The 13134-nt window shown below is 65.0% G+C and carries 12 protein-coding genes and 1 pseudogene; 6 read left to right on the forward strand and 7 right to left on the reverse strand.

Translation table 11 applies throughout. The features are described from left to right. Positions 1-5 precede the first annotated feature (5 nt). The 3 genes and pseudogenes from kdpC to X726_RS155880 all read left to right on the forward strand — a co-directional run bounded on the left by kdpC (position 6) and on the right by X726_RS155880 (position 4068). Complete coding sequence (kdpC, locus tag X726_RS155885; RefSeq protein WP_031214884.1) at positions 6-572, forward strand: potassium-transporting ATPase subunit KdpC; 567 nt, start codon at positions 6-8, stop codon at positions 570-572. Between the two features lie 67 nt (positions 573-639). Next, a pseudogene (locus X726_RS01000000166880) lies at positions 640-3379 on the forward strand (sensor histidine kinase KdpD). Further along, positions 3376-4068, forward strand: a complete 693-nt coding sequence (locus X726_RS155880) for a response regulator transcription factor (protein WP_023669714.1) — start codon at positions 3376-3378, stop codon at positions 4066-4068. The pseudogene X726_RS01000000166880 and the gene X726_RS155880 overlap by 4 nt, the downstream one beginning before the upstream one ends. Positions 4069-4083: 15 nt before the next feature. On the opposite strand, the gene X726_RS155875 is transcribed toward X726_RS155880, so the two are convergent. Next, the gene (locus X726_RS155875; protein ID WP_023669715.1) at positions 4084-4674 is read right to left on the reverse strand and encodes an invasion associated locus B family protein; all 591 of its coding nucleotides are present in this window, start codon (positions 4672-4674) and stop codon (positions 4084-4086) included. A 248-nt stretch (positions 4675-4922) separates the two neighbouring features. On the opposite strand from X726_RS155875, the gene X726_RS155870 reads away from it, so the two are divergent. Next, positions 4923-5195, forward strand: a complete 273-nt coding sequence (locus X726_RS155870) for a hypothetical protein (RefSeq protein ID WP_023669716.1) — start codon at positions 4923-4925, stop codon at positions 5193-5195. 120 nt (positions 5196-5315) lie between these two features. Further along, positions 5316-5792 carry an NUDIX hydrolase gene (locus X726_RS155865; RefSeq protein ID WP_023669717.1) on the forward strand — a complete coding sequence of 159 codons (477 nt, stop codon included), beginning with the start codon at positions 5316-5318 and terminating at the stop codon, positions 5790-5792. 6 nt (positions 5793-5798) lie between these two features. Here the strand turns inward: X726_RS155865 and X726_RS155860 are convergent, their stop codons facing one another. The 5 genes from X726_RS155860 to X726_RS155840 all read right to left on the reverse strand — a co-directional run bounded on the left by X726_RS155860 (position 5799) and on the right by X726_RS155840 (position 11022). Next, positions 5799-6665: a citryl-CoA lyase gene (locus X726_RS155860; protein ID WP_023669718.1), complete on the reverse strand. Its 867-nt coding sequence runs from the start codon at positions 6663-6665 to the stop codon at positions 5799-5801. Then, entirely contained in the window at positions 6662-7840 is a 1179-nt protein-coding gene (locus tag X726_RS155855) for a CoA transferase (protein ID WP_023669719.1), read from the reverse strand. The genes X726_RS155860 and X726_RS155855 overlap by 4 nt, the downstream gene beginning before the upstream one ends. Before the next feature lie 15 nt (positions 7841-7855). Further along, positions 7856-9379, reverse strand: coding sequence for a tripartite tricarboxylate transporter permease (locus tag X726_RS155850; protein ID WP_023669720.1), 1524 nt, complete (start codon positions 9377-9379; stop codon positions 7856-7858). Positions 9380-9383: 4 nt separating this feature from the next. Then, positions 9384-9920: a tripartite tricarboxylate transporter TctB family protein gene (locus tag X726_RS155845; RefSeq protein ID WP_023669721.1), complete on the reverse strand. Its 537-nt coding sequence runs from the start codon at positions 9918-9920 to the stop codon at positions 9384-9386. A 124-nt stretch (positions 9921-10044) separates the two neighbouring features. Next, entirely contained in the window at positions 10045-11022 is a 978-nt protein-coding gene (locus X726_RS155840) for a tripartite tricarboxylate transporter substrate-binding protein (protein WP_031214886.1), read from the reverse strand. Positions 11023-11228: 206 nt separating this feature from the next. On the opposite strand from X726_RS155840, the gene X726_RS155835 reads away from it, so the two are divergent. Next, entirely contained in the window at positions 11229-12002 is a 774-nt protein-coding gene (locus X726_RS155835) for an IclR family transcriptional regulator (protein WP_023683085.1), read from the forward strand. On the opposite strand, the gene X726_RS155830 is transcribed toward X726_RS155835, so the two are convergent. Further along, positions 11989-13089 (reverse strand): OmpA family protein, encoded by a 1101-nt coding sequence (locus tag X726_RS155830; protein ID WP_023669724.1) that lies wholly within the window; start codon positions 13087-13089, stop codon positions 11989-11991. The genes X726_RS155835 and X726_RS155830 overlap by 14 nt on opposite strands. Between the last annotated feature and the right edge of the window lie 45 nt (positions 13090-13134).

Consider the following 13134-nt stretch of genomic DNA (forward strand, 5'->3'; position numbering starts at 1 on the left):
CGTCCATGCTCACTCAGATAAGACCCGCTGTTATCATGATCGTCTTTTTCACCGTTTTGACCGGCCTGATCTATCCCCTGGGCATGACCGGCATCGCCCAGGCGCTGTTTCCGCATCAAGCCAATGGCAGCCTGATCGAGAAGAATGGCACGGTCATCGGCTCCGAGCTGATCGGCCAGGGCTTTGCCGGCGACACATATTTCCACGGCCGGCCCTCGGCCGCCGGCGACGGCTACAATGCCGCGGCGTCCAGCGGCTCCAATCTCGGTCCAACCAACCCCAAGCTGATCGACCGCATCAAGGCCGACGCCGAAAAGCTGAAGGCGGAGAACCCGAACCAGCCGGTGCCGATGGATCTGGTGACGACGTCCGGCAGCGGCCTCGACCCCGCCATCAGCCCGGACGCCGCCTATTTCCAGGTCGCTCGGGTGGCCAAGGCCAGGGGCTTCGACGAAGCCAAGGTCAAGGCGCTTGTCGACAGCCATGTCGAAGGCCGCGAACTCGGCTTCCTCGGCGAGCCGGTCGTCAATGTGCTGGCGCTCAACCTGGCACTGGACGATACCAAGCAGTGAGAGACAATCTCTGAAGCCAGGGGCCAGGGATCGACACGATCCTCGGCGCCGTTCATGATCGAGCCTGATGCCGGACGCCAGAAGCAACGATACCAGACCCTCTCCGGACGCGCTGCTCGAGCATGCGGAACGGGAAGAGCGCGGCCGCCTGCGGATATTTCTGGGTGCTGCACCCGGTGTCGGCAAGACCTACGAAATGCTGATGGCCGGCCGCGCCATGCTTGCCGACGGCATCGACGTGGTCATCGGCATCGTCGAAACCCACGGCCGCAAGGAAACCCTGGCGCTGGTCCAAGGCTACGAGGTCATCCCGCGCCAGAAGGTCGACTACAGAGGCCGCGTGCTGGACGAGATGGACATCGATGCCATTCTCGCCCGCCGGCCGGCGCTGGTGCTCGTCGACGAACTCGCCCACACCAATGCGCCAGGCAGCCGCCACCCCAAGCGCTATCTCGACGTCCAGGAAATCCTGACGCGCGGCATCGATGTCTACACCACGCTCAACATCCAGCATGTCGAGAGCCTGAATGACGTGGTGGCGCAGATCACCCGGGTCAGGGTGCGCGAAACGGTCCCGGACTCCATCATCGACCAGGCCGATGACATCGAGATCATCGACCTCACGCCCGACGACCTGATCAAGCGGCTGAAAGAGGGCAAGGTCTATTTCCCCAACACTGCCCAGCGCGCAGTCGAAAACTATTTCTCGCCGGGCAATCTGACCGCGCTTCGGGAATTGGCGCTGCGCCGCACCGCCCAGCGCGTCGACGAGCAGTTGCTCAACCACATGCAGTCGCACGCGATTCCCGGCCCTTGGGCGGCGGGCGAAAGGGTGCTCGTCTGCGTCGATGCGCGTCCGGGCGGAGCGTCTCGTGTCCGCTATGCGCGCCGGCTGGCCGACCGGCTGCGCGCACCGTGGACGGCGCTGCATGTCGACACGCCGCGTTCGGCCGCCATGTCGGAGGAAGACAAGGACCGGCTGGCCACACTGTTGCGCCTGGCCGAGCAGCTCGGCGCCGAGGTGACGACCATTCCGGGCCAGAACGTCGCCCAGGACATCGTCCGCCACGCCATGGCCAACAACTTCACCCATATCGTCGTCGGCAGGCCGACCCGCTCGCGCTGGCGCGAACTGATCGAGGGTTCGCTCACCTACGATCTGATCCGCAATGCCGGCGATATCAGCGTCCATGTCATTTCAGGAACGGAGCGCGACAACGAGGCCACGTCGAGGGTCAAGGCGGCGGCCGAGCAGACGCCATTTCAAATCTGGCCTTATCTTTTCTCGACCGTCTATGTCGCCGGCGCGCTTGCCGTCAGCGCCGTCCTCGATCAGTTCCTCGACGTTCGCAACCTTGCCAGCGTGCTGCTGCTGGCGGTGCTGACATCGGCAGTGACCTTTGGCCTGTGGCCGGCGCTGTACGCCTGTTTCCTCAGCGCCATTGCCTTCAACTTCTTCTTTCTCGAGCCGCGCTACACGATGACGATCCGCGATCCGGAGAGCATCGTTGCCTTCGCCGTCTNCCGTCTTCCTCGTCGTTGCCGTCATCGCCAGCAATCTGACGGCGCGTGTGCAGCGTCAGGCAGCCGCCGCCCGTTCACGCGCCCGGGCCACCGAGGACATCTACCTCTTTTCAAAGAAGCTCGCCGGCGCCGGCACGCTCGACGACGTTTTGTGGGCCACAGCCTTCCAGATCGCCTCGATGCTGAAGCTGCGCGTGGTGCTGCTTTTGCCGGAAGAAGGCACGATCACCGTCAAGGCCGGTTATCCCCCCGATGACACGCTGGCCGAGGCCGACATCGCGGCTGCACGCTGGGCTTGGGAACACAACCGGGCTGCCGGCCGTGGCGCCGATACCCTGCCCGGGGCAAAACGCCTCTACCTCCCCTTGCGCACCGCACGCACGGCCGTCGGCGTCGTCGGCCTCGACAATGACAAGCAAGGCCCGCTGCTGACGCCCGAGCAACAGCGCCTGCTCGACGCGCTGGCCGACCAGGCGGCGGTTGCCATCGAGCGCATCCAGCTGGTCGCCGATGTCGACCGCGCCAGGCTGGCGGCCGAGGCCGACCGCTTGCGCTCGGCACTGCTGACGTCGATCTCGCATGATCTGAAGACGCCGCTGGCGGCCATCATGGGCGCGGCCGGCACGCTCAGGGAATTTGCGCCGGCACTGCCCGAGAACGATCGGGCCGAGCTGCTGACCACCGTGCTCGACGAGTCCGAACGGCTGAACCGCTTCATCGCCAATCTGCTCGACATGACCAAGATTGAATCGGGCGCCATGGAACCGAATTTCGCCCTGCACTATGTCGGCGATGTCGTTGGCTCGGCCTTGCAGCGGGCACGCAAGATCACTGCCGGGCACAAGACCGAGGTTGATATTCCGGCCGACCTGCCGATGCTGAAGCTTGATCCCGTGCTGTTCGAACAAATGCTGTTCAATCTGCTCGACAATGCCGCGAAATACGCGCCACAGGGATCGACAATCCGGCTGCAGGGCTGGGCCGACAATGGCTCCGTCGCGCTGCAGATCATGGATGAGGGACCGGGCATTCCGCCCGCCGACCTGGAGCGCGTCTTCGACAGCTTTTACCGGGTGCGCAAGCGCGATCAGGTCCAGGCCGGCACCGGGCTCGGCCTGTCGATCTGCCGGGGCTTCATCGAGGCGATGGGCGGCACGATCATGGCGGCGAACCGCAGCGATCGCCAAGGCGCGGTCTTCACCATCCGCATGCCGAAGCCGGCACGATCGCCCGGCCTGGACGAACGGAACGCGGACGGGCAAAACTCTGGTGATCCGGCATGACAAATTCCAACGTCAGCATACTGGTCGTCGACGACGAGCCGCCGATCCGCAAACTGCTGCGCGTCGGCCTCGGCAGCCAGGGCTATGCGGTCAGCGAAGCGCCCAACGCCAACGCTGCGATCGAACTCGTCGATGCACAAAAGCCGGATCTGATCCTGCTCGACCTCGGCCTGCCCGGCATGGGTGGCCTCGATCTCCTGCGGAAATGGCGCGGCGACGGCCTCGACGTGCCCGTGGTCATCCTGTCCAGCCGCACCGACGAAGCCGGCATCGTCGCGGCGCTCGAACTCGGCGCTGACGACTACATCACCAAGCCGTTCGGCATGAACGAGCTGGTCGCCCGCATCCGCGTCGCGCTGCGCCACAAATTCCAGCAGCAGGGCGAAAAGCCGGTGTTCCACACCGGCGATCTCAGCGTCGACCTGGTCAAGCGCATCGTCAAGGTCGAAGGCAAGGAGATAAAGCTCTCCCCCAAGGAGTACGACATATTGCGTATTATGGTGCAGCATGCCGGCAAGGTGCTGACCCACCATTTCCTTCTGAAGCAGGTGTGGGGCGATTCGACCGACGTGCAGTATCTCAGGGTCTATGTCCGCCAGCTCCGGCAGAAGATCGAAAAATCACCCGACCAGCCGCGCTACATCACCACCGAGACCGGCGTGGGGTACCGGCTGCGCGAAGTTGAGTAGCCGCGCGCTCGCTGCTCAGTCCGCCGAGAGTTCCGCGGTCCGTGCCAGTGCGCCGCCGAAGCCGTTGAGCGGGATGGTGAAACTCACCGCTTGACCGGTGTCGGCCGCGAAGGCGTCGATCTTCAGCGTGGTGGCTGCCTTGAGCAGCGGCGTGACGCTGGCATCGAACGCCACCGGCACCAGGCAGCCGACGGCCTGGCAGGTGTTGAACGGCAGGCTGCCTTCCAGCTTCTGGTCGTCGATGGTCAGGCTGACGCCTTTGGCGAGCGCCAGGCCGAACGGCAGCGCCAGCGTTCCGGCGGCATCCTCGCCGCTCTTGCTCGACAGCTCGATGGCCAGCAGGCGCTGGTTGGACTGCTTGTTGAACTGCTGATGCGACAGGCTGCAAACCTTGGCCGTGCCGGTTACCTGGCAATTGACCGTCCAGTCGCCATGTGTCTCGGACAGCGCCGAGGCGCCGCCAGGCAATGTCGGGCCGGCAGCAGGGGCGGGCGCTGCGGCGGCAGGCGCCGCCTTGTCGGTCTTGGTTTGCGCCGCGACTGCCACCGGGCCAAGAATACAGATGCTGCCCAGTAGCGCCGCGAAATATACTTGCCTGCTTTTCATCAATATGCTCCCGATTGTGCCTCGAGTCAGCCGCGATTGAGGCCGAGATCCGCGCCCGATAGAGCGGTCAATCGATCTTTTCTGTCAAGTGCGGCCGGGCCGCTTCCTCAGGGATTTCGCCAACCCGTGGCAGATCGGCCCATGGCAGACCGGCCCATGGCAGATCGAGACGAACGCCCTATATAGAGAGGAGGTTATATCTGTACGGGAATGAACTGATGTCGACGCTTCGCCTATCGACAGTTCTCATGTCGGCAATGCTGGCGGCGGCAACGCTCGCCGGCATCATGCAATCTGCTGCGGCTCAGTCCGTCAATCCCAGCGCCAACCGGCTGATCCAGCAGAACCAGCTGCAGCAATTGCGCAACAGCCTGCAGCGGCAGCAGTTCCAGCAACAGCAGCAGCAATATCGCGAGCAGGACCGTCGGATCGTGCCGCAGCCGCGCCCCGAAGTGCCCGTCGTCCGGCAAGCTTGTCCGATTCAGATCGTCAACAACCAGATTGTGCGTGTTTGCCGTTGATATCGGTCGCTTGCGATTTACTTAGTCGACTTATTTACTAAAAATGCTCATTGCCTCGCGGGCATATCAGGGTTTGCAGGCGGCGTGCGGCGGTGCGCCCGCCGACCGGATTTTCAGCACATGGCGACGACGAAGAAAAAGGCGGTACGCAAGGCAAGGCGAGGCGAACGCATTCGCCAGGTCGCCGCCATTCCCTTTCGTCTGGACGTTTCAGGCAATTTCGAAGTGATGCTGGTGACGTCGCGAGCGACGAAGCGCTTTATCGTGCCCAAGGGCTGGCCGATGAAAGGAAAGAGCGGGCGCAAGGCCGCCACCATCGAGGCGCGCGAAGAAGCCGGCGTGCTCGGCAAGACCCGCAAGGCGCCTGCCGGCAGCTATTCCTACTGGAAACGGCTGGAGCACAATTTTGTGCGCGTCGACGTCGTCGTCTATCTGTTGGAGGTGTCCGAGGAACTGGCCAACTGGCAGGAGGCCAAGAGCCGCCAGCGGGCATGGCTCAAGCCGCAGGACGCGGCGTTGCTCATCGATGAGCCGGATCTCTCGACGCTGATGGCCAACCTGGCGCCGCCTCAGCCGGCAGTGCCGGACCCGGCCTGACCAACCTCACTTGCCCTCGTCCCCTTCAGCGGGACCCTCATCCCCCTCAGCGGGAAATGGCCGCAGCGGCGTGCCCGTATAGGCCCACAGCCATTCGCGCGGCAGCGGCCCTTTGTTGCGCTCGCTTTGCTGCGACTGTTCCCATGCATGCGCCAGGATGCCGACCGAGCGCGAGAGCACGAACAGGCCGCGCGTCAACGGCGGCGGAAAGCCGAGCTCGCCATAGATGACGGCGGTGGCGCCGTCGATGTTGAGCGGTATTTTCTTCCCCTTGCGCCGTGCCACCTCTGATTCGACGGCCTCGGCGATGTCGGCAAAGCGTCCGCTGACGACGCCGCGCGCGGCAAACTCGCGCGTCACTGCGATCAGGCGCGGCGCGCGCGGATCGACCGGGTGGAAGCGATGGCCAAATCCCGGCACATAGCCTTTCTCCTCGGCGAAGAAACGGTCGAGCCGTGCGGCTACGGCTTGGTCCAGCGCAACACCCTGGTCAAGTGCCACGGCAATGTCGCCATAGAAGGACAGCGCCTGTTCGCCGGCGCCGCCATGCACGTCGCCCAGCACGTTGACGGCGGACGCCATGGCGCTGTTGATGCCGACTCCGCAGGTGATGGCCATGCGGGCAATGGCGATCGACGGCGCCTGCGGCCCGTGGTCGACGGCCGCCCCCAGCGCAATGCCGAGCAGCGCCGCCTGCTCCTCGCTCGGCAATTCGCCACGCAGCATCAGCCAGATCGTGGCCGGAAAGCTGACGCGGCCGATCAGCTCCTGGATTTCATAGCCGCGCAGCCGGATGATGCCGGGACCCATCTCGATGATGCCGGTCTGCCACCACTCCTCGCCGCGCTCGCGGCCGGTTTTTCTCTCGCTCACGCGCTTCTCCTGGCGCGCGGCGGCAGGGTCGAAAAAACCTCGTCCATATGCTCACCCAGCACCGGTGGCGGCAGGACCGGCAAGGGTGCCGCGCCATCGACCATGAAGCCGCCGCGCACCACTGTCAGCGGCTGCTCCATGCCGGGCAGGCCCTGGAAACGCGTGGTCATGTCGCGCTCGACCACCTGGCGCTCGCCAAGCACCTGCGGGATCGTCAGCACCCGGCCCGCCGGAACGCCGGCGCGGTTGAACTTTTCTTCCCAGGCAGCCGCCGAGGCGCTCGCAAGCGCTGTCTCGATCAGCCCTTTCAAGGAGGCACGGTTCTGCTTGCGCGTCTCGCGCTCGGCAAAGCGCGGATCGTCGGCCAGTTCCGGCTGGCCGATCAGCCGGCAAAGCGTGACGAACTGCTCCTGCTTGTTGGCGGCGATGTTGAGCAGGCCGTCGCCGGTGCGAAACGCGCCGGAGGGCGCAGCCGTCATGTTCTCATTGCCCATTGGCTGCGGCTCGACACCGGCGGTCAAATAGTTGGACACCGGCCAGCCCAGCGCCGACAGCGTGCATTCCAGCATCGAGACATCGAGAAACGCGCCCTCGCCCGAGGTCTTCTGCTTGACCAGTGCCGCGGCGATGGCGAAGGCCCCGACCAGCCCGCCCAGCGTGTCGGCGACGGGATAGCCGACCCGCAAGGGTGCTGTCTCCGGCGTGCCGGTGATGCTCATGATACCGGACAGCCCCTGGATGATCTGGTCGTAGGCCGGATTGTCGCGCATCGGCCCGCTCTGGCCGAAACCGGATATGGCGCAATAGACGAGACCGGGGCGGACCGCTTTCAGCACCTCATAGCCGAGACCCAGCCGCCGCATCACGCCCGGTCGAAAATTCTCGACCAGCGCGTCGGCCGAGGCGACGAGATCGAGGAAGCGTTCGCGGTCGGCTTCGCTCTTGAGATCCAGCACCACCGATCGCTTGCCGGCATTCTGCGCCAGGAACGACGCGCCCATCCCCGCCTCGTTGAGCGCCGGCGAGGCGCCGAGCTGGCGCGCCAGATCGCCGCCTTGCGGCGTCTCGACCTTGATGACATCGGCGCCGAGCAGCGCCAGCTGGTAGGCACAATAAGGGCCCGCCAGCACATTGGTCAGGTCGAGGATACGGATGCCGGCAAGCAGATCGGTCATGATGCTCCAGGTTGCTCAGGCATCGCCCGGCACATGCTCCGGCCCGCGCCGGCGCCGGTGCTCGATGAAGGCCCAGATATGCGGCCCGGCTAGGCCGATGAAGGCGAGGATCAGCAGCACCAGCGACAGCTTGTGGGTGTAGAACACCGACCAGTCGCCGTTCGAGATCGTCATCGCCCGGCGGAACTGCGTTTCGGCGAGCGGCCCCAGGATCATGCCGATGATGACCGGCGCGGTCGGGAAATCGAAGCGCCGCATCAGGAAGCCGGCGGCCCCCAGGAGATAGAGGATGACGAGGTCGATCGGCGACTGCGAGATGCCGTAGGTGCCGACGGTCGCGAACACCAGGATGCCGGCATAGAGCTGCGGCGCAGGGATTTTCAACAGCCGTACCCACAGCCCGATCAGCGGCAGGTTGAGGACGACCAGGATGACGTTGGCGATGAACAGGCTGGCGATCAGGCCCCAGACCAGATCGGCCTGCGTCGTCAACAGCAGCGGTCCCGGATTGATGCCGTAGCTCTGGAAGGCCGACAGCATGATTGCGGCAGTCGCCGAGGTCGGCAGGCCAAGGGTGAGCATCGGCACCAGCACGCCGGCGGCAGACGCATTGTTGGCGGCTTCCGGTCCGGCAACGCCCTCGATGGCGCCGACCGTGCCGAACTCCTCCTTGTGCTTCGACAGCTTCTTTTCGATGGCATAGGACAGGAAGGTCGGGATCTCGGCGCCGCCGGCAGGCATGGCGCCGATCGGGAAGCCGATAAAAGCGCCGCGCAGCCATGGCTTCCACGATCGTCCCCATTCGGCCGCTGTCATGTAGAGCGATCCCTTGAGCGGCACGATCTCGTCCTTGCCGGCATAGCGGCGCGAGGCCATGTAGAGCGTCTCGCCGACGGCAAACAGGCCGACCGCGGCAATGATGACATCGACGCCATCGAGCAGTTCGTTCATGCCGAAGGTGAAGCGCGGCTGTCCCGTCTGCAGGTCGACGCCGATCATGCCGATGACGAAGCCGATGAACAGGCTGGTGAGGCCGCGCACGGAGGACGAGCCGAGCACCGCCGAAACCGTGATGAAGGCGAGCACCATCAGCGAGAAATATTCGGCCGGACCAAAGGCCAGCGCGAACTTCACCACCACCGGCGCCAGGAAGGCGACGCCCATCGTGCCGATGGTGCCGGCGACGAAGGAGCCGATCGCCGAGGTCGCCAGTGCCGCGCCGCCGCGACCCGAGCGGGCCATCCTGTTGCCTTCCAGCGCGGTGACGATGGTGGCGCTTTCGCCCGGCGTGTTGAGCAGGATCGAGGTCGTCGAGCCGCCATACATGGCGCCGTAATAGATGCCAGCAAACAGGATGAAGGACGCCTCCGGCGCCACCTGGTAGGTGATCGGCAGCAGCAGCGCGATCGTCAGCGCCGGCCCGAGGCCGGGCAGCACGCCGATGGCCGTGCCGAGCGTGGTGCCGACCAGGCACCACAGCAGGTTCGTCGGCGAGAAAGCGACCGAAAATCCGTGGGCGAGATGGCCGAGCGTCTCCATGGCGTCAGCCCCTTACCGTGGCGATGATCGCGTCGACCACCGTATTCAGCTGGTTTTCGATGAAGCCGGCGCCAATGTTGACGCGGAGCGCCCTGGCAAAGCCGAAATAGGCGGCAAGCGCCAGGATCAAGCCGGTCAGCGCATCGCGCAGCGTGTGCTTGCTGCCGAAGCCATAACAGACGAGCACGAACATGATGACCGAGGCGGCGGTGAAGCCGAGCGGCTGGATCAGCACCAGATTGGCGACCAGGCCGGCAACGACGATGCCCATCGCCTTCCAGTCGGTCGGCGTCTCCTTTTCTTCCTGCGGCTGCCAGCCGCCGCGCAGCGCGGCGACGATGAGCAGCAGCGAAAGCACGATCATGCCGGTCATGGTGATGTAGGGAAAGACGGTCGGCCCGACCTTGGAATAGAGCGGCGAAACCGGGATCGCCAGGGTCTGCCACGCCACGGCCGCGGCACAGGCGAGAAGCCCGATGCCGATCAACAATTCGGGCATGGCAAGGCGCGGGGGCGCCGGCTGCTGGTCGCTGGTGCTCATCGATGTCCTCCCGAGATGGCCGGCATCCTCCCGCCGGCCGCATCCGCAGTTTCACTCCCAGCGCATGATATGTCCATGCCGCAGGCGAATGTCGGAGGGGCGGCCGTGGCCGCCCCTGAAGACATCAGGCGAGGCCGAGATCCTTGAGGATCGCGGTGATGCGGGCGGTGTCGTCGACGAGGAATTTCGCATAATCGTCGCCGGTGAGCAGGATGGGCGTCCAGTTACGGTTCTTGCACTCGGTTGCCCAGGCATCGCTCTTGGCCATGGTCTCGATCATCGTGACCATCGCCGCCTTGTCGGCATCGGAGACGCCTGGCGGTGCGAAGACGCCGCGCCAGTTGAACAGTTCGACGTCAATGCCGGCTTCCTTCATCGTCGGTGCGTCGATGCCGTCCTGGCGCTTGTCGGCGGAGATCGCCAACAGCCGAAGCGCGCCCGCCTTGACCTGCTCGGAGAACTCGCCGAAGCCGGAAATGCCGGCCGCAACCTGGTTGCCGAGCAGCGCCGACAGCGCCTCGCCACCGCCGGCGAAAGGCACATAGGAGAGGTTGGTTGCCGGAACGCCGACCGTCTTGGCGATCAGCCCGAACAGGATGTGGTCGGAGCCGCCGGCCGAGCCGCCGGCCACCGGAACCTTGGTCGGATCCGCTTTGAGCGCCGCAACGAAATCGCCGGCCGTCTTGAACGGCGAATCCACCGGCACCACCAGCGCCTCGAACTCGCCGGTGAGGCGAGCGATGGGCGTGACTTCGGAGAGGTTGTTGGCTGATTTGTTGGCGATGATGGCGCCGACCATGACCATGCCGGCCACCATCAGCGAATTGCCCTTGCCCTTCCATTGGCTGATGAACTGCGGCAGGCCGACCGTGCCGCCGGCGCCGCCGACATTGGTGATCTGCGAGCCGGAGATCAGTTTTTCACTGCGCAGCACCTGGTCGATGGTGCGCCCCGTCTGGTCCCAGCCACCGCCGGGCGCGGCCGGCACGAAGATCTGGATCTGCGGTGCATCCTGAGCGAGGGCGGGCGTCAAATGCGTTGCAACGAATCCGGCAGCGCCTGCGGCCGCGGTGCTCATCAAAAATCTGCGTCTGTTCAGCATGGGATTCCTCCAAATCACGACACCTCCTCCGGTGCCTGCCAGAAACGTAGCCTGAAAACAGACCCGCTCGGCAAAAATTCATGCCGATTTCGGTGCGTTCTGTCAACAGGAACGCTGTTCTACTAGACAGAACCATGGATGTGCGGCACAATCGCTTCGGCCGGCCTTTGTCCGAGCAGGTAAACTGGAATGAAACTGTTCGTGAGATGACCGAAGCGCGATCCCAGCCGTTGCCGGCCGATGGTGTTGCCGCGCTCGACCGCGCGATTGCCATTCTCGACGCGTTCGCGACCGCCGACCGCTCGCTCAGCCTGGCCGAGATCGCGGCGCGCACCGGGCTCTACAAAAGCACCATTTTGAGGCTGGCGAACTCATTGCTGCGCGGGCAGTTGCTGGAGCGGCTCGACGATGGCCGCTACCGCATCGGACCCGCCACCTTTCGGCTTGGCGCGCTTTACCAGCGCTCGGTCGTGGCGGTCGACATCCTGCTGCCGATCATGCGTGATCTTGCCGAACGCAGTTGGGAAAGCGTGGCGTTCTATGTCCGCTCGGGCGACGCCCGCACCTGTCTCTACCGCGTCGAATCCAAGCATCCTATCCGCTACACCATCCGGGAAGGCGACCTGCTGCCGTTGCTCACCGGCTCGGGCGGCCGCGTGCTGGCAGCGTTTTCAGGCCAGCCGGGCGAACCATACGAGACCATCCGCAAGGCCTGCCACTATCTGTCGATCGGCGACCGCGACCCTGAGACGGCGGGCGTCTCGGTGCCGGTGTTCGGACCGGGCCGCGTTCTGCTCGGCGCCTTGACGCTCGCCGGCCCGTCGACACGCGTCGATACGGCGTTCCTGCGCCGCATGACACCGGACCTGCTGGAGGCCGCCGCTCGCGCCACCCGCGCCTTCGGCGAGGATGCCTCGATGCTGGAGCAGGCAGCGCGCCTAGCCGGCGCTGAAACCGTGATCGGCCTCAGTTCGCCTTGACCAGCACCACGCGGCGGTTCTTGGCGCGGCCGGTTTCGTCGTCATTGCTGGCGACGGGCGCCATCATGCCGGCGCCGGCGGCGGTCAGCCGGCCGCCATCGATGCCGTATTTCGAGACCAGCGCCGTCTTTACCGACTGCGCCCGCCGCGACGACAGATCGATATTGTAGTCGAAGGCGCCCTGGTTGTCGGTATGACCGACGACGATCACCGCCATGCCCGGCTCGTTGGTCAGAAGCGTCGAGATCTCCTTCAGCGTCGGTTCCGATTCCGGCTTGATGTCGGCCTTGTCGGTGTCGAAGAAGATGCCGTAGAGCGAGATGGAGCCGGTGGCCGACAGCGAATCCGCCATCTTGGCCGCTTCGACCACCACCATCTTCTTGTCGCGCGCCTTGGGCTCCAGCACCTGAACGACGGCGATGGTGCGGCCGTTGAGTTCCTTGCAGTAGAGGTCGTCGATCAGCGAATAGGCCTGAACCGTGACATAGGCGTCGCCGCCATCCTGCGGCACCTTGGCAGCGAAGAAGCGCTGGTCGTTGATACCGGTGGTTACCGCACAGGCGCCATTGGAAAAGGCCGCGTCCTTGACGTCGCTTTCATGGAAGAAATACATCATCAGGCTCATGTCGCCGCCGCCACCGCTCGACGACCGGTCGGCGGCGCCGCCGCACTCTTCCTTCTTGCATTCGAACAGGACTTCGCCGCCGGCGGCCGCGATCACATCCTGGTAGTTGCGCAGCACTTCGAGCGGGGAGCGCTCGGCCGGCAGCACATAGGCGATGCGGGTCAGCGCGCCTTCGACCTCAGCCTTCTTGTCCGGCGCGAACACACGGTTGTTCATCGTGTCACGGGCATCCGGATCGGCGCTCGGCTTCAGCGGCGACAGCGGCACTGTAAAATCGGTATAGGCGAATTTTTCGTAGGAGACGATGAACGACCCCTCGTAGCGCTTGGCCAGATGATTGTCGGCACCGCCCTCGATGTCGGCGGTCGGCACCGTCGCATCGGCGCCCGCCAGTCGCACGGCCGCCAGGAGCAGCAGCCCCGCCCAGAAAAGCTTCAGAAATATCGCATTGATCGCACGCATGGTCGGCTCCCCCAAAGGGCAATTCCAGGAAAAGTGTGAGCGGTT

This window comes from Mesorhizobium sp. LSJC285A00, assembly GCF_000503155.1.
Taxonomy (GTDB): Bacteria; Pseudomonadota; Alphaproteobacteria; order Rhizobiales; family Rhizobiaceae; genus Mesorhizobium.